At 63.3% G+C, this 26,176-nt stretch carries 27 protein-coding genes and 2 pseudogenes; 15 read left to right on the top strand and 14 right to left on the bottom strand.

The window, feature by feature from the left end; translation table 11 throughout:
- The first annotated feature begins 17 nt into the window (after positions 1-17).
- Together GJB56_RS31965 and GJB56_RS31520 are read left to right on the top strand one after the other, a co-directional pair.
- Positions 18-149, top strand: coding sequence for a hypothetical protein (locus tag GJB56_RS31965; RefSeq protein WP_268248334.1), 132 nt, complete (start codon positions 18-20; stop codon positions 147-149).
- 94 nt (positions 150-243) lie between these two features.
- Positions 244-831, top strand: a complete 588-nt coding sequence (locus tag GJB56_RS31520; RefSeq protein ID WP_195849641.1) for a hypothetical protein — start codon at positions 244-246, stop codon at positions 829-831.
- 481 nt (positions 832-1,312) lie between these two features.
- Here the strand turns inward: GJB56_RS31520 and GJB56_RS30270 are convergent, their stop codons facing one another.
- The 7 genes from GJB56_RS30270 to kdgD form a co-directional block, all read right to left on the bottom strand.
- Positions 1,313-1,789: a RidA family protein gene (locus GJB56_RS30270; protein ID WP_113683773.1), complete on the bottom strand. Its 477-nt coding sequence runs from the start codon at positions 1,787-1,789 to the stop codon at positions 1,313-1,315.
- A gap of 14 nt (positions 1,790-1,803) precedes the next feature.
- Positions 1,804-3,456, bottom strand: coding sequence for an aminopeptidase P family N-terminal domain-containing protein (locus GJB56_RS30265; RefSeq protein WP_113683774.1), 1,653 nt, complete (start codon positions 3,454-3,456; stop codon positions 1,804-1,806).
- Between the two features lie 48 nt (positions 3,457-3,504).
- Entirely contained in the window at positions 3,505-4,284 is a 780-nt protein-coding gene (locus GJB56_RS30260) for an ABC transporter ATP-binding protein (RefSeq protein WP_113683775.1), read from the bottom strand.
- Positions 4,285-4,308: 24 nt separating this feature from the next.
- Positions 4,309-5,340 carry an ABC transporter substrate-binding protein gene (locus GJB56_RS30255; protein WP_113683996.1) on the bottom strand — a complete coding sequence of 344 codons (1,032 nt, stop codon included), beginning with the start codon at positions 5,338-5,340 and terminating at the stop codon, positions 4,309-4,311.
- Positions 5,341-5,354: 14 nt separating this feature from the next.
- Complete coding sequence (locus GJB56_RS30250; protein WP_230091239.1) at positions 5,355-6,206, bottom strand: ABC transporter permease; 852 nt, start codon at positions 6,204-6,206, stop codon at positions 5,355-5,357.
- Complete coding sequence (locus GJB56_RS30245; protein WP_240190422.1) at positions 6,203-7,789, bottom strand: aldehyde dehydrogenase (NADP(+)); 1,587 nt, start codon at positions 7,787-7,789, stop codon at positions 6,203-6,205. Before GJB56_RS30245 ends, GJB56_RS30250 begins: the two co-directional genes overlap by 4 nt.
- A gap of 93 nt (positions 7,790-7,882) precedes the next feature.
- Positions 7,883-8,833, bottom strand: a complete 951-nt coding sequence (kdgD, locus tag GJB56_RS30240) for a 5-dehydro-4-deoxyglucarate dehydratase (protein ID WP_113683777.1) — start codon at positions 8,831-8,833, stop codon at positions 7,883-7,885.
- Between the two features lie 101 nt (positions 8,834-8,934).
- On the opposite strand from kdgD, the gene GJB56_RS30235 reads away from it, so the two are divergent.
- Both GJB56_RS30235 and GJB56_RS30230 read left to right on the top strand, forming a co-directional pair.
- Complete coding sequence (locus tag GJB56_RS30235; protein ID WP_113683778.1) at positions 8,935-9,858, top strand: LysR family transcriptional regulator; 924 nt, start codon at positions 8,935-8,937, stop codon at positions 9,856-9,858.
- A gap of 100 nt (positions 9,859-9,958) precedes the next feature.
- A pseudogene (locus tag GJB56_RS30230) lies at positions 9,959-10,100 on the top strand (cupin); the annotation flags it as partial.
- Here the strand turns inward: GJB56_RS30230 and GJB56_RS30225 are convergent.
- Both GJB56_RS30225 and GJB56_RS30220 read right to left on the bottom strand, forming a co-directional pair.
- Entirely contained in the window at positions 10,063-10,635 is a 573-nt protein-coding gene (locus GJB56_RS30225) for a hypothetical protein (RefSeq protein WP_154606739.1), read from the bottom strand. The pseudogene GJB56_RS30230 and the gene GJB56_RS30225 overlap by 38 nt on opposite strands.
- 267 nt (positions 10,636-10,902) lie before the next feature.
- Positions 10,903-11,109 (bottom strand): DUF1272 domain-containing protein, encoded by a 207-nt coding sequence (locus GJB56_RS30220; protein WP_275887745.1) that lies wholly within the window; start codon positions 11,107-11,109, stop codon positions 10,903-10,905.
- Between the two features lie 191 nt (positions 11,110-11,300).
- Here GJB56_RS30220 and GJB56_RS30215 point away from each other — a divergent pair, with 191 nt between their 5' ends.
- Positions 11,301-11,588, top strand: a complete 288-nt coding sequence (locus GJB56_RS30215) for a hypothetical protein (RefSeq protein ID WP_113683781.1) — start codon at positions 11,301-11,303, stop codon at positions 11,586-11,588.
- A 33-nt stretch (positions 11,589-11,621) separates the two neighbouring features.
- Here GJB56_RS30215 and GJB56_RS30210 read toward each other — a convergent pair.
- Positions 11,622-12,332 (bottom strand): annotated as a pseudogene (locus tag GJB56_RS30210) (SOS response-associated peptidase).
- Between the two features lie 157 nt (positions 12,333-12,489).
- Here GJB56_RS30210 and GJB56_RS31515 point away from each other — a divergent pair.
- Together GJB56_RS31515 and GJB56_RS30205 are read left to right on the top strand one after the other, a co-directional pair.
- A complete protein-coding gene (locus GJB56_RS31515; protein WP_195849640.1) occupies positions 12,490-12,627 on the top strand; it encodes a hypothetical protein in 138 nt (45 codons plus the stop codon).
- 1,127 nt (positions 12,628-13,754) lie between these two features.
- The gene (locus GJB56_RS30205) at positions 13,755-13,940 is read left to right on the top strand and encodes a hypothetical protein (RefSeq protein ID WP_154606738.1); all 186 of its coding nucleotides are present in this window, start codon (positions 13,755-13,757) and stop codon (positions 13,938-13,940) included.
- A 113-nt stretch (positions 13,941-14,053) separates the two neighbouring features.
- On the opposite strand, the gene GJB56_RS30200 is transcribed toward GJB56_RS30205, so the two are convergent.
- The gene (locus GJB56_RS30200; protein WP_154606737.1) at positions 14,054-14,695 is read right to left on the bottom strand and encodes a DUF1275 family protein; all 642 of its coding nucleotides are present in this window, start codon (positions 14,693-14,695) and stop codon (positions 14,054-14,056) included.
- A gap of 307 nt (positions 14,696-15,002) precedes the next feature.
- Here GJB56_RS30200 and GJB56_RS30195 point away from each other — a divergent pair, with 307 nt between their 5' ends.
- Positions 15,003-16,154 (top strand): acetyl-CoA C-acetyltransferase, encoded by a 1,152-nt coding sequence (locus tag GJB56_RS30195; RefSeq protein ID WP_113683998.1) that lies wholly within the window; start codon positions 15,003-15,005, stop codon positions 16,152-16,154.
- Between the two features lie 97 nt (positions 16,155-16,251).
- Here the strand turns inward: GJB56_RS30195 and GJB56_RS30190 are convergent, their stop codons facing one another.
- Positions 16,252-17,409, bottom strand: coding sequence for a steroid 3-ketoacyl-CoA thiolase (locus tag GJB56_RS30190; RefSeq protein WP_113683784.1), 1,158 nt, complete (start codon positions 17,407-17,409; stop codon positions 16,252-16,254).
- A 305-nt stretch (positions 17,410-17,714) separates the two neighbouring features.
- On the opposite strand from GJB56_RS30190, the gene GJB56_RS30185 reads away from it, so the two are divergent.
- The 3 genes from GJB56_RS30185 to GJB56_RS30175 all read left to right on the top strand — a co-directional run bounded on the left by GJB56_RS30185 (position 17,715) and on the right by GJB56_RS30175 (position 21,027).
- Positions 17,715-18,080 carry an ArsR/SmtB family transcription factor gene (locus tag GJB56_RS30185; protein WP_019747233.1) on the top strand — a complete coding sequence of 122 codons (366 nt, stop codon included), beginning with the start codon at positions 17,715-17,717 and terminating at the stop codon, positions 18,078-18,080.
- 122 nt (positions 18,081-18,202) lie between these two features.
- Complete coding sequence (locus GJB56_RS30180; protein ID WP_113683785.1) at positions 18,203-19,060, top strand: hypothetical protein; 858 nt, start codon at positions 18,203-18,205, stop codon at positions 19,058-19,060.
- 68 nt (positions 19,061-19,128) lie between these two features.
- The gene (locus GJB56_RS30175) at positions 19,129-21,027 is read left to right on the top strand and encodes a phosphoenolpyruvate carboxykinase (GTP) (RefSeq protein ID WP_113683786.1); all 1,899 of its coding nucleotides are present in this window, start codon (positions 19,129-19,131) and stop codon (positions 21,025-21,027) included.
- Between the two features lie 154 nt (positions 21,028-21,181).
- Here the strand turns inward: GJB56_RS30175 and GJB56_RS30170 are convergent, their stop codons facing one another.
- Positions 21,182-21,355, bottom strand: a complete 174-nt coding sequence (locus tag GJB56_RS30170) for a hypothetical protein (RefSeq protein ID WP_154606736.1) — start codon at positions 21,353-21,355, stop codon at positions 21,182-21,184.
- 86 nt (positions 21,356-21,441) lie between these two features.
- Here GJB56_RS30170 and GJB56_RS30165 point away from each other — a divergent pair, with 86 nt between their 5' ends.
- From GJB56_RS30165 to GJB56_RS30150, 4 genes are all read left to right on the top strand, one after another.
- Complete coding sequence (locus GJB56_RS30165; protein WP_113683787.1) at positions 21,442-23,172, top strand: SulP family inorganic anion transporter; 1,731 nt, start codon at positions 21,442-21,444, stop codon at positions 23,170-23,172.
- Between the two features lie 6 nt (positions 23,173-23,178).
- The gene (locus tag GJB56_RS30160) at positions 23,179-23,565 is read left to right on the top strand and encodes a DUF5313 family protein (protein WP_019747229.1); all 387 of its coding nucleotides are present in this window, start codon (positions 23,179-23,181) and stop codon (positions 23,563-23,565) included.
- 293 nt (positions 23,566-23,858) lie between these two features.
- On the top strand, positions 23,859-24,206 hold the full coding sequence (locus GJB56_RS30155) for a zinc ribbon domain-containing protein YjdM (protein WP_113683999.1): 348 nt from the start codon (positions 23,859-23,861) through the stop codon (positions 24,204-24,206).
- Between the two features lie 37 nt (positions 24,207-24,243).
- Positions 24,244-24,441, top strand: a complete 198-nt coding sequence (locus GJB56_RS30150) for a hypothetical protein (protein ID WP_154606734.1) — start codon at positions 24,244-24,246, stop codon at positions 24,439-24,441.
- Positions 24,442-24,911: 470 nt separating this feature from the next.
- Here GJB56_RS30150 and GJB56_RS30145 read toward each other — a convergent pair whose 3' ends face one another.
- Positions 24,912-26,057: a thiolase family protein gene (locus tag GJB56_RS30145; protein ID WP_113684000.1), complete on the bottom strand. Its 1,146-nt coding sequence runs from the start codon at positions 26,055-26,057 to the stop codon at positions 24,912-24,914.
- Between the last annotated feature and the right edge of the window lie 119 nt (positions 26,058-26,176).

Genomic DNA, 26,176 nt, shown 5'->3' with positions numbered 1-26,176 from the left:
AATCCGTACTCGACTCCGTGTCCCCACGCAGCAGCTGGGCGCAGCGGCTCCACGGACTACTCCACACCCGTCCGCAGATGAACCTAGCCGGAATGGGAATCCCGGACGGCTGGGCGAACGACAACTTCTGGAGTCGGCACATCACCTGAAGACCATGCGTCAAAACGCGCACTTGCCAGTTCGGCCATGACACGGCCGTCGATTCCTTCGGGGATCCGCCAGAACCGTCATGGCCGAGCTCCCGTGAAACCAATCGCCAGCTTCAGCGCCACGTTCTTGTGGGCCATCCTGCTCATCGCCGTCGTCGGCATCACCGTGAGCCTGACACAAATGGCGTGGATTTCCGCCCTCGCCTGGGCAATCGTCGCGGCAGGCACCGCTGCTGGTCTGATACGTCTGCAACACCGGCATGCGGGCAACACCCGCGCACGGAAAGCTGCTCGTACGCGGCGGCAACACCGCGCCACCCGCAAAGAACAATCAGACCTGAAAGACCCGGCGACTCATCCTCCCGTGGCCGTCGACCAACGGTCCAAGAGTTCCCACTCCTTCGGGCAACGGAACCCGTTGCCAGTGTGGTGGGACGAGCCACACTGCGCCGAGGGGCGCTACGCCCCGGTCTGGTTTGTTGTATTCACCTCTGCGGGTTCATTTTTCATTGCTGTCGTCGCGGTTCGTGGGGAATCGGTAGACCTGAATTCCCCCCTCCCGATCCATGTATTAAATGCTCCAAAGCGTGCGATCCACCTGCCCCAATTCGATACTCCGAAAGGCTTCCTCCAAGGTCGGGTACTCCGCTGTGCGCTCCGCCGCACCGTCGTAGAAAAGTGAAATGCATTCGGTCCTCGTCCTTTCTTCCTAGGCAGGTCAAGCCGCGACCGCGACGTGCAGGCGGACACGACACACGACTGGCGACCTCGATCTGGTCGCCGAAATGATGACCAACGCCACGCACCGTTGACTGCCGTCAAGCCGGGACCGGCAACGGCGATACCCGACCAGAACGTTTCGAAGACCTCCGGAACCATCCGGTGAGAATAGTTGTCCATGCGCAGCACCTCTGATCAGTGGTGTTGCGATCACCGCGCGAACCGACGGATCGTCAAACAGGACAGTCCGAAAGAGGAAGTCGAATAGTACAGCGGTCGAGTCAACGTAACAGCCCCGGCACGTCCAGACGGTGTTCGATGTGGTCGATGGTAGGCAGACATGTGCTGGACCGGAGAAAAGCGCCGACATCGTATGCCCCCAGCAGGGTCGACGATGCCGGCGCTCGGGCTCGTCCGGTCAGCTGCAACGGACGATCTCCGGGTCATTCCTCGACGGCGACCACGGCGTCGAGTTCGACCAAAGCGTTCTTGGGCAGGACATGCGCAGGCAGCGCGGTCCGAGCATGTCTCCCGGCGTCGCCGAGGACATCGCGCAGAATTGTCGACGCGGCCTCGGCGACGGCCGGTTGATCGGTGAAGTCGACGCCACTGGCGACCCACACGTTGAGTTTCAGTAACTGGCGTACGCGATCGAGTCCTACCGCTTGGTCCAGGCGGGCCAGCAGGTTCAGTGCGGCGATCTCGGCGGCTGCCGCTGCCTCGTCGACGCCGGCATCGACGCCGACCCGGCCACTGAGGACGCGGCTGTCCGCAGCCCGCGATATCTGGCCGGACAGGTAAAGGGTGTCGCGGTGCCGGGTGAATGCCTCGTAGGAGTAGGCGGGTGCGCCTGGTTTCGGCAGAACGAGATTGCGACGGGCCAGCCGGGCGTGTGGACTCTCGATGTTGATGTCGGTCATCGGTTTCTGCCTCCTCAACGCTGGGAGAGGATGTAGGTACGGTCGGCGCCGATGTACCAGAGGTCCTCCGTGCCGATCGCGGCGTCGTTGTAGCGCCAAGGGATCTCCGCTGCCCCGAAGGACCCGATATCGAGGGCATGCTTGTATCCCGGGCGAAGCTCGTTGGCGAACGACTCCTGCTTACCCATCAAGTGTCCGACGTTGCGACGGCGGTAGATCGTGTCGAAATCGGTGTGCTCACCGAGCATCCCGATTTCGATCATGCGGCGCAGGTGCGGGGCCAGGAACCGCATAGTGCCCTCGTGGACGTCCTCGCAGACGACTCCCGGACGTAGCTGCCCGATGATGCCTTCCCGTACGACGGTGAAGAAAAACTCGTAGGCTTCCATGGCCGCAGCAGTCCGCGGAAGCGAACGCGCCATGTCCGAGGTGGCCACCACGACGCCGTCGACGGATACCGCAACACCGGCATCGAGCTGGATGCACGTAGTCTCGTCGCTGATCGGATAATCGACCGGCGGGCCGGGGAAGAGCATGCGGTTGGACGAGTGCAGATTGGTGAAGTAGGGCTTCACCTCGAACGGAATCTCTTTGTCACTCAAGAACTTCGCGAGAAATTCGAGATACCGGGCATAGATGTCGCGCTCGGTGAATTCCGCTCCCGACTCGATTTCTTTCGACGCCCATTCTAGGGCATCTTCGATGGCGTGGACACTGGCGCGCGCTGCGATCACCTGAAACGGCAGGTCCTCGTTGTCGCGAACATCGCGCCAGTGGCCGAGTTCCATCGACGACGGTACGAGCTCGAGACCCCGATCGGTGAACTCTCGGGCAGTGCCGACCGAGATGAACTCCTCTTCCACACCGACACGGGGACCGAGTGCGAGCTCAGCGACCGCCTCACCCAAAGAGGAATGCTCCCCCACCGGGGTGCCGTGGTGGTCGGCGTCGGCGTCGGCGGGGGTGATGATAAGAACGTGTTCGGCGCCCGGAATCCACAGCGCGAAAGCTTGTTCCGTAGATGCGCGGCCTGTGATCTCGGAGAAGTTCGGCGGCGCGGTGACGAGCATCGCGTCGAGCCGGTTCTCTGCGGCGATGGTGCCCAGTCGCGCGAACCGGGTGTCGGGTGCCCCGAACTCGGCCTCGAGCCCCTTCAGGTGCTCGATCCCGGAGATCAGCTTCGTGGCCACCTCGGCGCCGTGCCGACGCCATCCGACGAAGCGGTCGACGATCTCGGCGACCGGGATCCGGCGGACACGCACAGGCTGTGAAGCGGCCTTCTCGGTGGTGACCGACAACGTCGTCGACAGGGCGAGCTGGTGGGCGTAGACCACATCTGCGGCTAGGGTCACGGCTCCATCGTCACTGAGGTCGGACACCAGCGCCGTCAACGAGGAGGCGACTTCGACATCGGCCACGGGACGCGGATCGAGGGTGACCCAGGGTGCGTAGAAGCGGATGCGCTCGGCAGGCACGCCGGCGGAGAGCACGTTGCCCTGTTCTTGCTGACGTACCAGCAGCACCGGGTCGGATCCGTCATGCGATGCGATCAACGGCGAGACCAGCGGATGGGAGTCGCGTCGGATGGCGGAGAACAACAAACTCTGCTGCGGGTAGAGGCCGTACTCGGTCGCGAGGGCGGACTGGTCTGCGGAGAGGCGCAACATTGCGGTCCTTTCGTCGATATGGGGGGATGGGTCGATGTGCGCCGGCGGTCAGCTGATCCCGGCCGTGACCCCGATGTGTGACTCGACTTCGCTGACGTATTCGGCGAATTCGGGTGAGTACCGGTGCTCCTTGGCGCGTGGGCGAGGAATGTCGATGGTGATGTCGGCGACGATATGCCCGGGTCGCCCTCCCACCACGATCACGCGGTCACCCAGCCATACGGCTTCGGAGATGCTGTGGGTGACGAACAGGACGCTGCAGCCGGCCTGCTGCCAGATCCTCTGGATCTCGAAGTTCATACTGTCGCGAGTCATGGCGTCGAGTGCGCCGAACGGCTCGTCCATGAGGAGCAGTTCCGGATCGGAGACCAGTGCGCGGCAGATGGCGACGCGTTGCTGCATACCTCCGGACAGCTCGTAGGAGTAGCGCTTCGCCTTGCCCTCGAGCCCGACCATCGCGAGCAACTCTTTGGCGTACGCCACGGCCTTCTTGTCTCGCGTGCCACGGAACTCCAATGGCAGCAGCACATTGTCGAGGTTGTTCCGCCACGGAAGCAGGACCGGGCCTTGGAAGACCATTCCGATCTCCTCGACCCCCTGGGCGATGGGGCTGCCCTTGATGAGGACCTCCCCCTCGGTGGGCGGTTGCAGTCCCGAAATCGTCTTGAGCAGTGTTGTCTTGCCGCTGCCGGATTGGCCGACGATCGACACGAACTGTCCATGTTCGACGTCGAAGTTCACGCCTTTCAGGACGGGGTTGGTGTCCCCGTCGCGGGAGCGAAAGGTCACGCCGACATTGTTGACGGAAATAGCGTTGTGGCTGTTCATGATTGGCCTGTTTCGTCGGTGGGTTCAGGGCACGCTGGGTGCCTGAATGTTGTCGGACGGCACCCCGCTGAGGTAGTCGTTGCTGTACACCCGCTCGGGAGTCATCTCCACAGATGGATCGAGGCCCAAGAATTTGCTTGCCACGTCGATCATCTCCTGAACGCCCTCGTCGGTCATGAGCCCGAAAGCTTCGTTCTCCCGGCCGAGGCGCCAGTTCAGGCCGCACTGCTCGGCGAGCGCAAGGACCACGGTCTCGGTCTCGTATCCCTGCACGTTCTTGTGGAATGATTCGGCTGCCTCCTGCGGGTTCTCGCACGACCACAGGTAAGCCCGCTGTATTGCCCGGTTGAATCGCTTGACGCGTTCCGGCTTTTCGGCCAGCTGCTTGTCGGAGAACACGATGCCGTTGCCGTAGACGTCGATACCGATGTCCGACCAGTTCAGAATCACCGGTTCCTTGCCGATCGCGTGGATCGCCGGCCCGTCCGACACCGACAGGGCCAGGTTGGCATCCCACTGCCCGGCGAGCAGCCCGGGAAGCTTGGCGCTGCTGGCCGCGTGAACGACCTTGACATCGCTGTCGGACAGGCCGAGCCGGCTCAGCGCGTACGGCCACATCGCCGTCATCGCACCGGCTCCCTCGGTGGCCACGGTCTTGCCTTTGAGATCGTCCCAGCCCTGGATCGACCCGTCCGACATACCCACGACGGCGTATGCGGACCGGGCCTGTAGCAGATTGACCTGTTTGACGGCCGCGCCGCGACCCTGACTGAGTACGGTGACGCCGAAGTCGGCCCAACCGGCATCGACCTTCCCGGTGTCCACGGCCGTAACGGTGTTGCCGGAGCCGGAACCCGGCATGATTGTCACATCGAGTCCCTCCTCTGCGAAGAATCCCCGGTCCACGCCGGCGAAGAACGGGGCGTGCTTCGGCAGATAACCGACGTCGACCATGACGGTCATCGCGTTCTCGGAGTTCGACGACCCACACGCCGCGGTGATCGGGAGTACGAGCGCCACCGCGAGTGCAAGGCTCCACCTCTTTGTTCGTTTCATGACAGTCTCCCGGGTCACTTCGCGTGCGACTTCCACGGCATGAGCTTCTTGCCGGCGAAGTCGACGATGAAGAACAGCACGAGTGCGATCGCGGCGAGGACGAGGAAGGCGGCGAACATCGACGCCAGGTCGACCTGGCTGTTGGCGAGCATGATCACGTAGCCGAGTCCCTTCGATCCAGCGATGAACTCGCCGACTACGGCACCGCCGACGGCGAGTGAGATCGAAATCTTGGCTCCGGAGAAGATGGATGGAAGGGCATAGATGAACTCGATCTTGGAGAGCCGCTTCCACGTCGATGCCTTGTTGATCCGGGCCAGTTCCTTGAGCTCGTGCGGCACCGAACCCAGTCCGTCGAAGGTGTTGATGACCAATGGAAAGAACGCGATTGCCATGGCTACGAAGGCCTTCGACTCGAAACCGAATCCGAACCATACGATGAACAGCGGGGCCAGAGCCACTTTCGGGATCGTATCGATAGCGACCAGCGCGGGGTAGAGAAAGGTGCGCAGAGTCGGCCAATAGTGCAGTAGTGCGCCGCAGAGCACACCGAGCAGAGTACCGCCTACGAATCCGGCGAGTGCTTCACCGATAGTGACCCAGGCGTTGGAGGCAAAGTATTCCGGTCGCGTGAACAACTCGTCGAAGGCCGCGAGGGGTCCGACGAGAATGTACTCGGCGGGACGGAACACCCACACTGCGATCTGCCAGAGAGCGAGGAGCCCAACGATTCCGACGACGGCCTTGGCGGCGCTAACCAACGAGTCGCGGCGCACCAGGGGTCGTCGGGTGGCGTGTGCCTGCTCGCTCGGCGCCGCGACGACGGGAGTGGCGCCGTGCCTGGACTTGAGTTCGGGAACGGTCATGGCTGTTGTTCCTTGCCTGAAGGGGCGGGGTCTGTGAGCATCCCGTTGACGCGGCGACGAACACCGTCCGGTGCCGGATCGGCGAGGTCGAGGGGCAGCAGGTCGCCGGGCATGTCCTGGTACGCGACCGGGCGGAGAAACCTCTCGATGGCGGCGCTGCCGACAGAGGTGGTGCGGGCGTCGGTGGTAGCAGGGAAAGGACCACCGTGGACCATGGCGTGGCCGACCTCGACGCCGGTGGGCCAGCCGTTGAAAACGATACGGCCGACCAGGTTCTCCAGCGTAGGAAGCAAGGTGGCGACCGCTTCGTGATCGCCGGGCTCTGCGTGAACGGTCGCCGTCAATTGCCCTTCCAGCGACTGCAACGTCGAGCGCAGTTCGTCGAGGTCGGCGCACACCACCAGGAGTGACGTCGCGCCGAAGACCTCGGCCTGCAATTCGGGGTTCGCGACGAAATCCGCGGCGTCCACGCGCAGAAGTCTGGCAGCGGCACCGGCCGCGGTGTCGGGCGCGCTGCCTACGGCCAGTTCGGTCACGCCGTCGTGCGCTGCGAGTTCGCCGCCGCCGGCCCGATAGGTGTTGGCAATCCCGGTGGTGAGCATCGTGGCACCGGACGAACCGTTGATGACTTCGCATGCGGTGTCGACGAATTCGTCGAAGCCGGGGCCGTCGAGGGCAAGGACGAGTCCCGGGTTGGTGCAGAACTGTCCGGCGCCCAGGGTAAGTGAGGCGGCGAACTCGGATGCAAGGCGCGCACCATGGGTTCTCAGCGCGTCCGGCATGATGACGACGGGATTGATACTGCTCATCTCCGCGTAGACAGGGATCGGTCTTCGGCGGGACGCAGCGGTCGCGGCCAGCGCCAGGCCTCCGTGCCGTGAACCGGTGAAACCTACTGCGCAGATGCGTGGATCGCCGACGAGGCTCTGCCCCACGTCGATCCCACCGACCAACTGCGCGAACACGCCACGTGGCATCGACGTGGCCGCGGCTGCCCTCGCGACGGCCCGTCCGGCGATCTCGGCTGTGCCGAGATGAGCCGGGTGCGCCTTCACGATGACCGGACAGCCTGCGGCAAGCGCGGATGCCGTGTCACCGCCGGCAGTGGAGAAGGCCAACGGGAAGTTGCTTGCACCGAATACGGCGACCGGACCGACGCCGATCCTTCGCTGACGGATGTCCGGGCGAGGGACCGGGGCGCGCTCCGGGATCGCGGGGTCGACACGCGCCCCCTGCCACAGGCCTGTGCGCAGCTCCGTGGCGAACAGACGCAACTGACCGCTGGTACGGCCGACCTCACTCTCGAGGCGCGGCCGGGCAAGTGCAGTTTCGGTGTGAGCGCGGTCGACCAGTTCGTCACGCGCTTGGTCGAGTTCATCGGCTATGCACTCGAGAAAGATCGCGCGCTGCTCCGCGGCGAGATCTCGATAGACGGTGTACGCGTCGGCAGCCAAGGCACACGCGTACGCCACCTGAGCAGCAGATGCCGAGTGGTATGCGGGCTCCAGGTCTTTACCGGTGACCGGGTCGCTCGAATGTAGGGCCTCCCCCTCACCGATGACCTGACGGCCACCGATCAGCATCCGACCGAGAGGTACGTTACCGGTCGACGCCTGCCCATCTTCGGTGCTCCGGCCATCGACGGTGCGTGCGGTCCTCGTCATGCTTGCTCCTTTCTACGATCCGACGGGAGCCGTCAGGGCCGGTGTCAGGCGGTGAGCGGCGTTGATGATGTCTGCGAGCAGTGCGTCCTCGGCCTCCGTCAGATCGGTCAGCGGGGGACGGACCGGACCAGCAGAGTGACCGGTGAGGCGCATCCCGGCCTTCACGATGCTGACCGCATATCCCTGCTTGCGGTCGCGGATGTCGGTGTAGGGAAGCACGACCTCGTCGAGCAGAGTGCGCACCGTTGCTCTGTCCTTGGCGCGGACGGCGCGGTAGAAGGCGAGCGCGAACTCGGGGAGGAAGTTGAAGATGGCCGAGCTGTAAGTGCTCACCCCCAACTCGAGATAGGGCAGCGCGAACAGTTCCGCGGTCGGCAGGCCACCGATGTAGACCAGTCGATCACCGAGCGCACCGTGGATACGGGTGATTGCTTCCAGATCGCCCACCCCGTCCTTGAACCCGATGAAGTTCGGGCAGGTCTCTGCGACCGCGGCCAGGGCTTCTGCTCGGTAGACAGCGTTGGCCCGGTTGTAGACCACAACGCCGAGATCGGTGCTGTCGCAGACTGCCTTCACATAGTCGCGCAGCCCGTCAGATGACGCCTCGGTCAGGTACGGAGGAAAGAGAAGAAGGCCATCGGCCCCGGCCGCCTGCGCATCCCGGGCCATCTCGATGGCTTGCTTGGTTCCCAGGCCTGCCGGCGCGAGCACCGGAGTTCCCTCCGGCGCTCCGGCCACAGCAGCACGGACCAACGTGCTGATCTCCGATCCGGTGAGCGAGAAGAACTCGCCTGTTCCACCTGCCGCGAAGAGTCCAGCCACCTCGTAGTCGGCCAGCCGCGCGATGTTGTCCCTGTAAGAGGACTCGTCCAGCGTGAGATTTTCGGTGAAGTGCGAAACCGGGAACGACAGCAGTCCAGATCCGAGGTGTCCGGCAAGATGGTCTGGGGCAAATGTTGTCAAGAGGTTCTCCTCAACTAGGGATTGCGACTGAAGTCACAGTACGAGCGTTTTCAATGCCGGTCCAACTCCAATTTTGTATCCACCGATGCATAATTTGCATCATGTTTACGCTGAATCAACTCGAGAGCTTCATTGCAGTCGCCGAGACGTTGCATTACGGCCACGCCGCCGAGCGGCTGTCGATCACGCAGCCACCGTTGTCGCGCCGAATACAGGCCCTCGAGAAAGAGCTCGGCGTGGAGTTGATCGATCGGACCGGGCGGGGCGTGGAGCTCACACCAGCCGGTCGTGCCTTTCTCGGGGACGCACGCAAGATCCTCGGAATGTCGGATCAGGCCGCGCTGTCGGCCCGGCGTGTACCCACCGGCGAGACGGGCACGGTAAAGCTCGGATTCACCGGATCGGCGGCCCATTCGGTGCTCGACTCGATCGTCGAAGCCACCCGCGCTCGGCTGCCGGGAATCGACCTCGTTCTGCGCGAACGGGTGTCGGGAACCCAGGTCGAAGAACTACGCTCCGGCGCATTGGATCTCGGATTGCTGCGCCCACCTGTGCCCGCCGGTGCATTTGAAACCCGCCTGCTGCAACGCGAACCCCTGATGCTGGCAGTTCCGGTAGACCATCGGCTCGCCGACAGTTCCCGAAATCCCACCATCACCGACCTCGACGGCGAGGCGCTGGTCATGTACTCCCCCGCCGAAGCCCGCTACTTCTACGAGCTGCTGGTCAGCACATTCCTAGATGCGCACATCGCACCCCGTTACGTGCAGCACATCAGCCAGGTCCACACGATCCTCGCGTTGGTCAAGGCAGGGTTGGGAATCGCGCTCGTGCCGGCCGCGGCGACCGCCATGGAAGTGCGCGGCGTCGAACTGCGCGAGATCGACGGAATCGAGGCGCGGCCCGTGGAACTGTTCCTCACGTGGCGAACAACCGAGGTCGAGCCGCCGGTCCTCGCGGTGCGCGACCTCGTCATCGACGCTCTCGGGCGCGAGAATTCGCTAGGCCGGGACAGCAGTGCGTGATGTCTACGTTCGTGCTGACCGGCGCGGGACCGGCCCGACCGGCGCTGCGCTGCTCCGGCCTGGCCTGCGGATCCGACGGCGGCGGCATCGAGGCCAGACTCGGATTCGAGCTGGGTGGCACGGCGCGAAGGCCGCCGCGTGGTTCTCCCACCTCGCCCTCATCACCCCCGAGCCAAGATGTCAGCAACGAATGGCTCGCGCCGGTCACCGACGAGGCGTACGGGCTGTTGCCGAGCAGCTGAGAACCGGGCCGCGCCGGGACGCGTCTGCCTCCGTTTCCTGTGGGCATGTCAGAACAGGTGGGTGGCGCGGTAATCGTTGGTGCCAGAACATTCTTCGACGGCCGCGGCGGTAAATTCGGTGATCGGGGGCCGCCAACGCGGCTGCTCGGCTTTGCTGATGTGGCACCACATCGTGGTGTCCGAAGAGGTCGAGGTCCTCGTCGCCGTCGCGTGCGATGAACGAGTCCGGGGATTGGTAAGTCAGCGCGGCCAGGGCGAGAAGCTGCCCGAACGAGCGGTAGCGGGTGCCGGCCTCCCAATCGCCACATGCCTGCTCCTGCGCCCCGCATGCAATGTCGACGTCGGGGCCGTACAGCTCGGCGGCGTCGAGTGCGCGGGTGATCCGGTACGGGGCCAACGCGCCGGCGGCCCACTGTTCGTAAGCCAGGTCATGGGCGGCTCGGCGCTGCGCCGCGACGGCAGCCCACTCGGCTCGTTTCCGCAGACGCGCTGCTGCCCAGTCCCCGGCTGCGCGGAATCTGGAGCGTGCGGGCATGGTGTGCTCGTCGGTCACAGCGTCTGCGGTTTCCCGTCGGCGCGACCTGCGTTCTCGTCGAGAATGTGGCCGCAGGGGTTCGGAACGTCTTCCCCGCGAAGTGCAAGAACGGTGATAAGAGCTTCTCGCGGTGTGCAGTCGGGACGCATGTGACGCACCTCGATCGCTGCCAACCTTTCCCCGTCGGTGTCCTTGATCTGCGAAATCAGATCCCGCTCGGCATCGGAGAGCTCGCGGACTCCGGAAGGCTTGCGTCGGGCGAAGTAGCTACCGATTCGACCTGCCCCATCCCCGACGAATCGCCGGTGCTTGCGCGACGCGAGCAGGACGCGCGGTCAACTCGCCGCCACAGTTCGGGCACTCGTTGTCCATCGCCGCCGAACAGTCGACGCAGAAGGTGCATTCATAGCTGCATATTGTTGCGGCGGAGGCGTTGTCGAGGCAGGTGCGGCACCTCTCGCACATTGTTTCCATCGCCAACATAGCCGCTCCTGGAGTCGTCTCGCCTTCCGGCGCAGTGCATCTGTCAGCGTCAGAGAACCACACCTGCCCGGATCCGACCCACGGGGTCACACACCCCTCTCCCGGCCACTTCACGCGTCCGTGAGGCCCGCGGTGTTGCGGCACGATGAAGTGCAGGGTCGATCGGCGATTCGGAGGAAGAAATGAGCAAGGATTTTTACACTGCGCCGGAACTAGCGGCTCTGGGCTATGTGCCAGAGCGTCTGACGTCGGTATTCGGCGAACCCGATTCCGTCGACGGGGAGCTGCGTTGGGATGCCAACACCGTTGACACCATCGAGCGGGACGTACTCGCTCCCGCTGCCCGGATCATGTTCGATGCCTTCGCTCCGGAATGGAACACACGCATCCAGATGACCGGATCGAACCTCGCCCTCGGATGGCCGCAGATGGAACAGATGCTCGCCCGCGTGACGCTGCGGGAATCCTGACCTCTCGTCGAGCGCGAAGGCCCACGGCGTCAGTCAGTGGACCGGTTCGAGCAAGCTCGGGTCGTTGTTCCTCCGACTATTGACCGCAGTCGAGACTTCGTACGGTTCGAGATGCGGCTCCGGAACGGAATTGATCATCGCCTGGACCTCGCCTTTGTCGGTGAGTGTCGGGTCGAGCCAGTGTTCCCAGAACGATTCGGGCAGGATCAGCGGCGATCTGTCGTGTATGTGTCCCGTGGAATCCGTAGCTGGCCGAGTCAAGACAGTACAGGTCCATACCCACTTGCTCGGATCATCCTCGGGCAGTTCAGGATCGGGCCACAACTCGTAGAGTCCAGCCATCGCGATCACGTCGCCCTCTCCGTGAAGAAAATACGGAATCTTCTTTCCCTCTTCACTTTTCATCCATTCGTAGTAACCGTTCGCAGGAACGATGGCCCGCCGTTTGGATGCACTACTCCTGAATGACGGCTTCTCCGTGACGGTCACTGCGGGCGTTGATGAGTTTGGACGCCATCTTCCGATCCTTGGCCCAGGCAGGCAGCAAACCCCATTTGGCAGTTCTGAGCTGGCGCTGGGACTCGGCGTCGGGTTCCTCGTGTGGGGGTCGTTCGAGATCACACGGACAGGTTGGGTGGGGGCGACGTTGTAGGACGGGGACAGTTCGTCGCCGACAGTCTGCATCGTGTCGAAAAACGACTGCAATTCCTTGCTCGAGCTTTTGCTTGCGTAGCGCCCACACATGGCCTGACCTCCTCGTAACCGGTTCCTGTCCCATTGAACAGCGTGGGTCCGACTTCCGCTTCCAACGGCGTGTGATGATCTCTGCGAGTACGTCGTCGACTGTCTCGGAAGGGGAAGTGCGATCACCAGCCCTCGGCCGGCGCCCACGGATGTCGCGTTGGCGATCGTGGCCGCAACGGTCCTCGGTGTCACCGTCGGGGTTCTCCTGGCCGACGTGGTGGCCGGTCTCGCGGTCGGAGCTGGCACCGCTATTGTCTTCCGCTTCGTACTTCGGACGATCATCACCCGGAAATGAGGGAATCGTCGCAGTTCATGCACCCTAACTGCTAGGTGCGAAGGTTAGACTGTTCGGTTCATTGATCAAACGAATGACGGGGATGGGTGCCGAAGATGTCGAACAACGGTGACAACTCAAACCAGCTGAACAACGACGACTCCGACGTGCCCGAGAAAGCTCAACTAGATAGGTGGATCGACGGGGAGGTCTCTACGACGTCGATCTTGGACAAGATCCTGACAGCCATCGGCGTCGCCCCCAGAAAATGAATTCATATGCCAGTGTGGCGAGCACCGCCGGCACTGGCTTTCCGGTGACTTCGCTGCGATGGCAGCGAACTACACCGGCGTGCAAGTCACCCCCGAATTCTTGTCGACGTCGACCTTCGTTGCCGGCAGTGACGACTGATCTCGATGCAGGCCGCACCGGAATATCTTTGCACAGAGGTTCGTTGTAAAGGCTGTCGGTGTTCGGTTCTTTGCCCCGGGTACCACCCCAGAAATGCCGCTTCGAGCGGCCACTTGCCGAGAGGCGCAAGACGGGCACCGACCCTGTGAAGCCGCTGGACACCTTCAGGTTCCGGCGGTTTCGTCATATCTACCAGGGCTTCAGTAACACTGCGTGCCTCCGAACTCGCACGGAGTCACCTCGGAGAGAGCTATCCGCCATTCCCACGGCAATGGAAGCCACCAGATCCAACCACCTGCGATCATCTGAAAGCCTCCTCGAATACGTTCCTGATCCAGATCAGTGACGACCGGGGAGGTCGACCTCATCAGCGGTCTTGTCGTCGCGCAGCCCTCGAAAGGATGGGTGCCGCAGGCTACCGCCAGTGAAAACCGGTGCACGGTAGGTATTCGATGTCTGCACTATTCCAGGGTTTCTGTTAGATATCTGAGGTCCCATCACAGAATTTTTGGACACTGCGCGTTCGGGTGGGAATAGACACGTTTCGGTTAGGCGCTCGGTCGTTCCATTCGAGCAGTGCACATCGGTTCAGGCTCCGATACGTCAATCTTGAGTCCGGACTGCACAAGCTCATGGTCAGAGCGAACCTCATGGCCCCGATAAGCGACACAGGCTGCGGTGAGACGCCCAGCTTTGCTCTACTTGTATTGGGGGACAGCGTATTCGCGTCCCGAACGATGGCGAAGATTGTGGGTCCGACCGTCTTGTTTCCACGGAAGAGCATGGCGGACGCCGTCTATCGAGACGGCGCTGACACCGGTCCCGGCGACACCCTCCAGCTTTTGCTCTCCACTTCACTGTCCGGCTTCGCCACCAGGGTAGATAGCCTGCCGGTGAACGTGTCGGGTTCCGGTCAGGCGTAGGGTCGGCCGAGTCACGTTCTCGTTTCCTGGACTGTGACGGGGACGTGTAGACCCTGTTGGCGAGATTCTGCGGCTTGCGGATTTTCGCCTGCAGGGTCGCTCGCAGCGAGTGGTCACATGTTGGTGGTCGCCGTGTTTTCTGGTGGCCTCCGGTGGGTCAGTGCCATCATGGCTATCGAACCGGCCAGCGCCAACCACAGACTTGCCTCGGCAAGGAGCCGATAGCTGAGCGCTCCCATCGCCACCCCGCCGATGAACCCGGCCGAGCTTTGGACCCTTCGCCCGGTGGGTTGGATTGTATTGTGAGACAACAATTTCTGGGTCACCTCGTGGGTGGTGTCCGCGAGTTGCCCGCGCGCACCGAGAAGTACGTTGACAGCGCCGACGGCGAGCGTGACGGGGAACGCCACGACGACAGGTCCGGGCATGAACAGCATCGTCAATCCGGCGCCGGCCAGGAGAAGAGTCGCTGTCAGAAAAACTCGCCCGCGATGTGGTGTGAGGAGTGTTGCGATCACGACGCCGAGAACGAATCCGATCAGGGCACTGGCGATGGTGCCGGCCAGGACGGGGATGTTGATCGTCCATGTGTCGATGGGGGTGATAGCGGCGTTGCCCGACGAGATGAAGATCCCGCCGATGAGGAAGACGGCGAAGGAGTCGAGGAAGCCGACGTAGAGGTTCATCGCCATGTCCGCCGGAGAGTGCAGAAAGGGACTCGCACTCACAGGATCGGTGGGAGGCTCATGCGTCACTGCTGGGCTCTTTCTGATGTCGCCCTCGGAGTACGGGCCGGGGTCGATAGCGGGTCGTGAACGTGTTCGACTGCATCGCGGGCCACGCAGTCGATGATGCAGAGAATACGCCCATCACCTTGTGAAGAGCCGAAACCTGCTGGGGTGAGCGGTTTTTGTGGGTGCCTGCTCGCGTCGATTGCGTGCGGTACTACCCTTCATGTACCAAGCATCTGCTTGGTACATGAAGGGTTTCGTCGCTGTGCGACGACGTCTCGCGTCAGTGCTCGAAGTCGTAGCCGCGCGGGCCAGGCTGGAGGAGTTCTCGATGTCCGAGGCATACATCATCGATGCGGTGCGCACTGCAATCGGAAAAAAGGGGGGCTCGCTCTCTGCCAACCACCCGGCAGATCTGGGGGCGAGCGTTCTCACTCATCTGCTCGAACGCACCGAGATCGACCCGCACGGCGTCGACGACGTCGTTTTCGGGTGTGTCGATGCCATCGGGCCGCAGGCGGGCAATATCGCGCGCACGTCCTGGTTGGCGGCGGGGCTTCCGGTGGAGGTGCCGGGGGTGACTGTCGATCGCCAATGTGGTTCGAGTCAGCAGGCGGTGCACTTCGCCGCTCAGGCAGTGATGAGCGGTACGGCGGATCTCGTTGTTGCAGGTGGAGTGCAGAACATGAGCGCGATACCGATCGCCTCGGCGATGACGGTGGGGCAGCAGTTCGGCTTCGAGACACCGTTTCACGGGTCGATCGGGTGGCGCCGGATGTACGGCGATCAGGAGGTTTCCCAGTTTCGCGGCGCGGAGTTGATTGCTCGGAACTGGCAGATCAGTCGGATCGAGATGGAACAGTGGGCGTTGCAGAGCCATGCCCGGGCTCGATCGGCGATCGAGAACGGGCGGTTCGAGAACGAAATCGTGCCGGTGGGCGATTTTCGGGTCGACGAATGCCCGCGAGAGACCAGTCTCGAGAAGATGGCGGCTCTTCCGACGTTGTTGCCGGGCGGCGTTGTCACCGCGGCCTCGGCGAGCCAGATCTGTGACGGAGCGAGCGCGGTTCTCGTGGCGTCGGCGGCGGCGGTGGCCCGTCATTGCTTGACTCCGCGAGCACGCATTCATCATCTGAGCGCGCGGGGCGCGGATCCCATCTTCATGCTCAGCGCGCCGATACCGGCCACGAAGTACGCGCTGGGCAAGTGCGGTTTGAGTATCGACGACATCGACGTGGTAGAGATCAACGAGGCTTTCGCGCCGGTGGTGCTGGCGTGGATCAAGGAAACCGGCGCCGATCCGGCCCGGGTGAATGTCAACGGCGGTGCGATCGCCCTCGGGCACCCGCTCGGCGCTACCGGAACGAAATTGTTCGCCTCGATGCTCAACGAACTCGAACGCACAGGCGGGCGCTTCGGCTTGCAAACGATCTGTGAAGGTGGCGGGACGGCGAACGTGACGATCATCGAGCGCTTGGGATGACGCCTGTTCTCCGGTGTTCGCTTCTTCGCTGACAGTGGGAGTCGCTGACAGTGGGGTCGGTCGGTTCACCCAAGCGTCAACTCGACCGACCCCGCTCTCAGATGCGTTCGATGATCGTGGCGGTGGCGAGCGCTCCTCCGTTGCACATGGTGATCAATGCTGTTGAGGCGTCGCGTCGTTCGAGTTCGTGCAGCGCGGTGGCCATCAGTCGGGCTCCGGAACTCCCCACGGGATGCCCGAGGGCGATCGCACCGCCGTTGACGTTCACCGTGTCCATGTCCGGGTCATGCACGCTGGCCCAGGACAGGACGACGGAGGCGAATGCCTCGTTGATCTCGAACAAGTCCAGATCACCGATATTCATTCCTGCCTTGTCGAGCACCCGACTGGTTGCCTGTACCGGTCCGTCGAGGTGGAATTCGGGTTCGGCGCCGACGAGGCATTGCGCGACGATTCGGGCACGCGGCCTCAGGCCCAGTTGCTCGGCGCGGGTGTGGTCCATCAGCAGGACCGCAGCTGCGCCGTCGGAAATCTGCGACGAGGTTCCCGCGGTGTGAATTCCGCCGGCGATGATCGGGGCGAGCGCAGCAAGTGCCTCCGCAGTGGTCTCTCGCAGACCCTGATCTTTCTCGACCAGCGCGTAGGTAGGTTCCGAGCCGGATGAGGGGACCAGTGCTGTGACGGGCAGCACTTCGGTGTCGAAACGGTGCTCCGCCCACGCGCGGTGCGCTTTCACCTGCGAGTGCACACCGAAGGCTTCGATGTCGGCCCGGGTCAGATTGCGACGACGGGCGATGCGTTCGGCGGCCTCGAATTGATCGGGCATGTCGATGTTCCAGGAGGCAGGACGACGAGGTCCGGCATGCACACCGACATTGGCGCCGAGGGGCACCCGGCTCATCGCTTCGACGCCACAGCCGATCCCGACGTCGAGCGCATCGGTGGCGATCAGACCGGCGATCAGATGGGTCGACTGTTGGGCGGAACCGCATTGGCAGTCGATGGTGGTACACCCGGTCTGCCAGGGAAGACCGGCATGCAGCCATGCGGTCCGCGTCACGTTGTTGGACTGTTCGCCAGCCTGCGTGACGCACCCCCCGATGACTTGTTCGACGAGCATCGGATCGAGTCCCGCACGATCGAGTAGCCCTCGTTGAGCGGCTCCCAGCAGTTCGGCGGCGTGCAGACCCGAGAGCCATCCTCCGCGCTTTCCGATGGGAGTGCGTACCGCTTCCACGATCACAGGATTTCCCATGTGTTGTCGTACCTCCTCGAGTAGCAAAAATTATTAGAACGTGTTTGTCCTTTTCAGGGCGACGAATAAAGCTATACCACAACATGTTTCAAATCACTGACGCCCAATTCTGAAACATGTTGCGCTTTGAATCTTCGCCATGGCCGACACTTCCCGCTCTGCGCCGACGAATACCCACGCAAATTGCTAAGATTCGCAAGTACCACAACCGGTGGGAGCTTCTGCGCTCGATTCGCAGGGGCAGGACAGCGGCGCGCCACACCTACGCGCATGCCGACGATCCGACTCGAGTGACAGGAGGCGTCGTGGTTGTGAACTCGCGCCAGCCGCTTTATCAGATGAAGGCCGATTTCTTCAAGACGCTGGGACACCCCGCACGTATTCGCGTCCTCGAGCTCTTGAGCGAGCGTGAGCATGCCGTCTCGGAGATGCTTCCCGAGGTAGGGATCGAGCCGGCCAATCTGTCGCAGCAACTGTCCATTCTGCGTCGAGCAGGTCTGGTGACTGCGCGGCGGGAAGGGTTGTCCGTCTCGTACGCTCTGACGTCGCCGCGTGTCGCCGATTTGTTGACCACGGCGCGCGCCATCTTGACCGGGATGGTCGCCGGCCAGGCCGAAATGCTGGTCGAGGAGATTCCGGAGCCGCCCGCTCTGGCCGGTAAGGCACGGTAGGGCACACATCATGCAGGACTAGTTCCTGCACTTATCCACTAGTTGCGAAATTGCTAAAGTACGTACATTGTAGAACTGGTAACCGGACAACCGGCTGATCGATTCGAAAGAGGTGGCGGGCGGTGACGATCAACGACGTCCATCCGGACAGTGCAGTCTTGAGCCGCGTCGATGTCGCGGTGGTGGGAGTTGCGGCGGCCCGATCGCATCGCGCCGCGGTCAGGACGCGGTCACCGTGGGAGGCGATGGAGGACTACGCCGCCATGATCTGCGACCGGACTGCACTGCACGCAGTTCGGTTGCCCTTGGCGACGGCGGACGTCAACACCGTGATCGCCCGTGTACTGAGCCTGCAACCGCGGATCTCCGCTGCCTTCGTCGTCGGACTGGACGCGAATGCTGCCACAGCCGTGCAGCACGGGGTCGCCGAGCGTGGCGGCCCGCTGGTCGTCACCGAGATCGACGTCGTGACAGCAACATTGACCGCGATGACGATTTCGGCGCTGCGGAACCTCGTCGTGGGGCCGCGGGTAGGGCAAGTGGTGATCACCGGGGCCCATCGAGCTCCGATGCTCGGGCCGACGTTGTTGATGTCCGGTGTCGCCGGTATCAGCGGCTGGCGTGCCAGTGATGCGCACCAGTTTCCGCTGCGCCGACTGATGGAACACAACGATGTTCTCGTCGATCTCGATGGCTGCGTGGGCGATTCGGTGCCCGCGCGGCAAGTGGTGAGCATGCCTGGTGACACTTTCGATCACGGCGCGGTCGTTCTTCCCGGATTGCTCGGTGTCCTCTGCGGCCATGGCGTCACGGTTCTGACCGCCGAGATGATCGCTGCCTGCGCGCGCTCACTGGCGTTGATCACCCCTGTGGGGTGCACTCTCCCGTCCGCGGACGAGCGGATGCTGCTCTCCTCCATCGCCAGGCAGGTCACCAAATCTCTCGGCCACGCCCCTCCATACAGCACCCATCTGCACTGATCGAATTTCCCGTCTATCCCGCTCGGACAGGTGCGTACCGCGCACCGAACACATGTCAGGAGAACACAGTGACAACCCATATCGACTCCGACCCGATTCGTCTCGGCGCGCTTCGTGCCGACATCGCGGCCTGGGTGGCCGAGGTCGAGGACCTGACCTCACCGCGAGAGGTGGTCTGGTGTGACGGGTCCGGCGCCGAATGGGATCGCCTGACCGATCTGCTCGTCGACAAAGGCACGTTCGTGCGCCTGGACCGCAAGCCGAACTCGTTCCGGTGTGTCTCCGATCCCGAGGACGTCGCCCGGGTCGAGGACAGGACGTTCATCTGTTCCCAGTCACGCGAGGATGCCGGTCCGACGAACAATTGGATGGACCCGCTCGACATGAAAACGGTCATGACCGAGCACTACCGCGGCGCGATGTCGGGGCGCACGATGTATGTCATCGCGTTCTGTATGGGGCCCCTCGATGCCCCGGAACCGAAATTCGGGATCCAGATCACGGACTCCGAATACGTCGCCGTGTCGATGCAGATCATGACCCGATCCGGGACACCGGTCTGGGAAGCGCTGGCCGCAGATGTCGAGTACGTCAAATGCCTGCACTCGGTCGGCGCACCCCTCTACGACGGGCAGGTCGACGTCCCGTGGCCGTGCGATCACACCAAGTACATTTCCCACTTCCCCGAAGAACGCATCATCTGGAGCTACGGTTCGGGCTACGGTGGCAACGCGCTGCTGGGGAAAAAGTGCTACTCCTTGCGGATCGCGTCGAAAATGGCCAAAGACGAGGGTTGGCTGGCAGAGCACATGCTCATCCTCAAGCTCACCTCCCCGGACGAGGTGGTGCACTACATCGCCGCGGCATTCCCGTCCTCGTGCGGTAAGACGAACATGGCGATGCTCGATCCCACGCTCGAGGGGTGGACCGCGGAAACGATCGGTGACGACATCGCCTGGATGCGGTTCGGTGACGACGGCCGGCTCTACGCCGTCAATCCCGAAGCCGGTTTCTTCGGTGTCGCCCCCGGTACCAGCACCGCGACGAACCCACATGCCATGGCGACGATCGAGAAAGGGAACTCCATCTTCACCAACGTCGCCCTGACCGACGACGGCGACGTGTGGTGGGAAGGGATGACCAAACAGCCCCCGGCGCATCTCCTCGATTGGCAACAGCGCGAGTGGACTCCGAAATCGGGAACACCGGCCGCACACCCGAATTCACGTTATTGCACCCCGATCGCACAGTGCCCGACAGTGGCGCCGGAATGGAACGACCCGGCAGGGGTTCCGATCTCGGCGATCTTCTTCGGAGGCCGGCGCGCCACCACCATGCCGTTGATCACCGAATCCTTCGACTGGCAGCACGGCGTCTTCCTCGGTTCGACACTCTCCTCGGAGACCACGGCCGCCGCAGCCGGCGCCGTCGGGGTGGTACGCCGCGACCCGATGGCGATGTTGCCGTTCCTGGGCTACCACGTCGGGGACTATTTCCAGCACTGGCTCGATATCGGCGCGCGCACCGATTCCTCGAAGTTGCCGAAGATCTTCTACGTGAACTGGTTTCGCCGCGGCGACCACGACGAGTTCCTGTGGCCCGGCTTCGGAGAAAACTCGCGGATTCTCAAGTGGGCGCTCGAACGCGTCGACGGAACCGGTGACTCCGAGGCGACCCCGATCGGTCACGTTCCGACCCTCGATGCCTTGGATCTGACCGGACTCGACCTTCATCGCCCCACCATTGCCGCTGCGTTGAAGGTCGACCCGGCGGAGTGGGCGGCCGAACTTCCCCTCATCGATCAGTGGTACGCCACGATCGGCGGCAACAGACTCCCCGACGCGCTGCGTGAAGAGTTGCGTGCCTTGCGTCAACGACTGTCGACATTCGATTACGAACTCACCGACGAGGCCCCGTCCCGCGACACGCATTTCCGGCGTGTGCGCACCCGCGCCGACGACTGCTGACCCCCGAGCAGGGCTGCCAGCGCATCTCACGTCGAGTCTCTCGCGCTGGGGGCCCTCACCGAAGGTCCCGATCCGGTCAAGTTGCCCCTCAACCTCCCGGATCGGGATCTTCTGACGTGAGACCGAACGTGGTGATCTCCCACCCAGAGCGCCGTCAACTCGACGAGCGCAGCGGGGAGCCCAGGACAGCCGTCGACAACGCCCGCTCCCCACACCATGGGCACACGTTTCCGCCCGGCGTCACCGCGGACCGACGGCACAACCTGGCACATTCGCGGCACTGCAGCAACGGCGCGCTCAGCAGTCCGCGCAGTGGTGTTACACGCATCACCGCTCCCTTCATCTGGTTACTTGCTAATATTAGCAAGTAACCAGACAGGCTTCCACTTTCTTCTCGCAGTACCGAGGAACCTTATGACCGCTACGCCCGCACCGAATTCCACTCCGTCCCCGCAGAACTCGCTCGGCCGCGCTGCCCAGGCCGTACGGGACCTGTTGCCGCGATGGAGCGAATGGAGTTCGTCGCTGCGCGCACCCGGCGCGGATCTGCTGGCCGGCCTGATCGTGGCACTGGTCGCTCTTCCGCTGGCCTTGGGATTCGGCATCTCCACCGGGCTCGGGGCGGCGGCCGGGCTGACCACAGCTGTCGTCGCCGGCGCCGTCGCCGCTGTCTTCGGCGGCTCCCGGTTCCAGGTGTCCGGGCCGACCGGGGCCATGACCGTGGTCCTGGTTCCCATCGTTCACGAATACGGCGGATCCGGTGTCCTGGCGGTCGGGTTGATCGCCGGCATCGTGCTGGTGGTGTTGGCGTTCGCCGGAGTGGGGCGGGCCGTGCGTTTCATGCCGGCACCGGTCATCGAAGGGTTCACCGCTGGTATCGCCGTGGTCATCGCCCTCCAACAGATCCCGGCCGCTCTGGGTATCACCGACGCCGAAGGGGACAAGGTGTGGCGCAGCGCAGCGGACGCGGTCGCCAAATTCGTCGCGCACCCCTCGATTCTCACCCCGGCAACAGCGCTCGCGGTGGCCGTCGCCATCCTCGTCGGCGGACGCTACTTCCCCAAGGTTCCGTTCTCGCTCGTCGCCGTGGCTGTCGCGACGTTGGCCGCGCAACTGCTGCACCTCGACATCGCCCGCATCGGTGAAATCCCCTCCGGCATCGCCGCACCCACACTGAACTTTCTGCATCTAGGGGATCTGACCTCGCTGGTGGCCCCGGCCCTGGCAGTGGCCGCGCTGGCCGCCCTCGAATCACTTCTGTCGGCGACCGCGGCGGATTCGATGGGAGTCGGGACCCGCCACAATCCCGACCGGGAATTGTTCGGACAGGGGTTGGCGAACATCGCCGCACCCCTGTTCGGCGGCGTCCCGGCCACCGGCGCCATCGCTCGCACGGCCGTCAACGTTCGCTCCGGCGCGCGCAGTCGCCTCGCCGCACTCACCCATGCCGTCATCTTGGCCGCGATCGTCTACCTGGCATCGACCCTGGTCGCCGAGATACCCCTGGCCGCTCTCGCCGGGGTACTGCTGGCCACCACCGTGCGCATGGTCGAAACAGCCTCGATCATCGCCATCGCGCGCGCCACCCGAGCCGACACCGCGGTCATGGGCGCAACGTTCCTGGTCACCGTCGCACTCGACCTCGTCACCGCGGTCGCGGTCGGTGTCGCATTCGCCGCGATCCTGGCACTGCGCGCAGTGGCGAAATCGGCCAAGATCGAACAAGTCCCACTCGATGACGACGGGCACCAGAGCGAAGAACACGAACTGCTCCGTGAACACATCGTCGCCTACCGCATCGACGGCGCCTTGTTCTTCGCCGCCGCTCACCGCTTCCTGCTCGAATTGGCGGACGTCTCCGACGTCAAGGTCGTCATCTTGCGCATGTCACGGGTGACCGCGATCGATGCCACCGGCGCCATCGTCCTCAAGGACGCCATCGACAAACTCGAACACCGCCATATCACCGTCTTGATTTCCGGTATGAAACCGGACCACCTCCGGCCACTGAAAGCCCTCGGTGTCTTCACCACCTCCGACAGCGAACGCCGACACATCTTCTCCGACACACCACGCGCCATCGAATACGCCCGCATGCTGGTGCTTCCGAGGAACCAGTACCTATCGATGAACATCGAGGAATGAAACACCATGTCCCAGAACGGAACCATCGCACATCCCACCTTCGCCCAGCACCTCAAGTACCTCGCCGGACGCACCCTGCCGGACGAGTTCATTCCGTGGGTGATCGAGGACATCACCGGCCCCGGCGCCGCCCGCCGCTACGCGACACGGTGCATCGTGCCCTTGCTGCCGATCCTGGTGGGGCTGTTGCTGATCCCCGGCCCCTGGATCATCCGGATCAGCATGGTGCTCTTACTCTTCCTGCCCTTCGTCTATTTTCTTCTCGCCTTGAAAAAGATCTACCTGCGGCACCGTCTGGTCAGCCACGGATTGAGTCCGGCGCTCCTCGACGTGCACGAGAAAAAGAAAATGGACGAGGAAAAGCAGGCCTACGAATCCCGCTACCGCCCATGACGGCGCGGTCGACGTCAGGAACAGATCCGATGAATCCGCCCCCGGCCTCCCTGACGGCGGCGATGGCATCCGCTGCCGCTGTGGTGCTGGCGATGGCCGCGGTGTTCTACGTCCTCACTGCCTGACCAGGCGCACCAGACCGTACAGACTGGAGAACGCGTTGAACACATCCACCGGACTCTGCGGCGGCGGAGAAGGCGACGCACTCATCGCCACGCCCTCTGTTCAGTGAACCTGCGAGACGTTTCACGAATCGAAGAACCAGTATGCCGAACAATGAAAAGGGTGGACCCGTGAACAATGCACTGCCGCCGTGCCCACAGTGCGCCAGCGAATACAGCTACGAGATGGGGGCGCTCTTCGTGTGCCCCGAATGCGCTCACGAATGGACATCTCACCAGGGATCGCAGATGGTCGACCGGTCCATCGTTGTCGACTCCGTCGGAAATGAGCTTTCCGACGGGGACGCGGTCACTGTTGTGAAGAACTTGAAGGTCAAAGGCAGTCCGACAGGAATCAAAGCTGGAACCAAGGTGCGCACAATACGCCTGGTCGACGGTGCCGACAACCACAATATCGAATGCAAAGTCGCCGGAATCGGGTCGATGCAACTGAAATCCGAGTTCGTCAAGAAAGCATGACAGCTCCGTCGATGTCCCAGGGCGGTGAGGAATTCTCGTGTCCATGATCCGGGTGCATGTGGCGTTCGCCGTTCTCGCGGTCCTGGGTCTCGCAGTTGCCGTGCCCTACGCTCTCTGGCTTGCACGGCATCGCCATACCGATGCCGTGGGCGGTGAACGGCGGTGGGTGCTCGCGTGTTTCGGGTTCGTGATGATCACTGTCGCGGCGATCGGCATTGTCGTCACCGACATCTAGCCCGCCGCATTCCTTGCGCTGACACATCGGGTCGTCTCGATACGAGTGCGGCCTGGAAAATTCGACGGCCACCAGATATTCACCGACGAACGTGCGCGCCATTATCTTCGAAGATTTTGCGCACGGCGACGAACGTGGTTTGTCCGGTCGGTACGGTCTTTTCCCCTTCCGGAATCACGCTTGTCGCGTGGGTGCGCGTCGGTATCGTCGTCGAGGTATCGAGAGAAGAACAGTAGCGAACCGATGATGACGTAGACCAGGACCAGAGTAGGAATTTTCACCGCCGGCGCCGCCAACGCCGCGGTCGATATCGTGACGAATACCGTACGACGGATGACGTGTCTGATGTTCGTATTCCTCTCTCCTCTAGCCCTTTTCACCGCTCACATACCCCCACTGAACGTCGGGACGGCTCGGGCGATCCTCACGCGAGAAGCTCGGCGAGGATCACCGCCGTGGATACGACTGGATCAGAGAAGTTCGAGGATGGTGGCGTTCGCTTGACCACCGCCCTCACACATGGTCTGCAATCCGTAACGCGTTCCTGCGCTCCGCATGTGGTGGATCATCGTCGTCATCAGGCGTGCGCCACTACCACCGAGGGGATGTCCGAGTGCGATGGCGCCGCCGTGCGGATTGAGCCGCTTCGGGTCTGCCCCTGTTTCGGCCAGCCAGGCAAGGGGCACCGTGGCGAAGGCTTCGTTGACCTCGAAAACTCCGATATCGGACAACCTCAAACCGCTGCGCCACAAGGCTTTCTCTGTGGCCGGAATCGGTGCGGTCAGCATGATCACCGGATCGGCGCCCGCCAGGACGGCAGTATGGACTCGAACGATCGGTGTCAGCCCCAACTGCGTGGCCTTCTCGCTGGTCATCATCAACAGGGCGGCCGAACCGTCGGAAATCTGGGAACTGTTTCCCGCCGTCACCACCCCGGTGTCGGAGAACGCGGTCTTGATCCCGGCCAGGGTTTCCGGCGTTCCGCCGCGGCGGATCCCCTCGTCGCGGGCGATCTTGGTGCCGTTGGCGAGCACGATCGGCAGGATCTGGTCGTCGAAGTATCCGTCGTCTTGCGCGTGCGCGGCTTTCGCATGCGAGGCGAGCGCGAAGTCGTCACATTGACGGCGCGACAGACCCCACTGCTCGGCGATCATTTCCGCACCGACCCCTTGCGAGGGGGCGACGCCGTGATAGCGCGCCAAGAACCAATCTCCCAGGGGATTCATCCCGCCGGACGAGGATCCCATCGGAACTCTGCTCATGGATTCGACGCCACCGGCGACCACCACGTCGTACTGTCCGGCAATCAACCCTGCGGCAGCGAAATGCACCGCCTGCTGCGATGATCCGCACTGCCGGTCGATGGTCACCCCGGTGACGGTGTGCGGCCACCCTGCCGCCAATACGGCGGTCCGCCCGATATCACCGGTCTGCTCACCGGCCTGACTGACGCATCCCCAGATGACATCGTCGACGACTGCGGGATCGAGGCCGGTGCGATCGGCCAGTCCCACCAGAATCTGGGCCGACAAATCGGCCGGATGAATGGTCGAGAGCACTCCGTTACGGCGACCCAAAGGGGTTCGTACGGCTTCGACGATCACTGCATCGCGCATTGTGTGTTCCTTCATCCATCAGCCGGCGAGGTGCCCGACTTCCCGCGGAGCTCACGCAAGCCCATGCGACCGAGTTGGTCACGGGGAGTCGCAAGCATCCCTGACAACAGCTACTTGCT

Origin of the sequence: Rhodococcus sp. AQ5-07 (genome assembly GCF_009707305.1) — a bacterium.
GTDB lineage: Bacteria > Actinomycetota > Actinomycetes > Mycobacteriales > Mycobacteriaceae > Rhodococcus_F > Rhodococcus_F erythropolis.
This window is presented reverse-complemented; position numbering and strand designations above follow the sequence as displayed.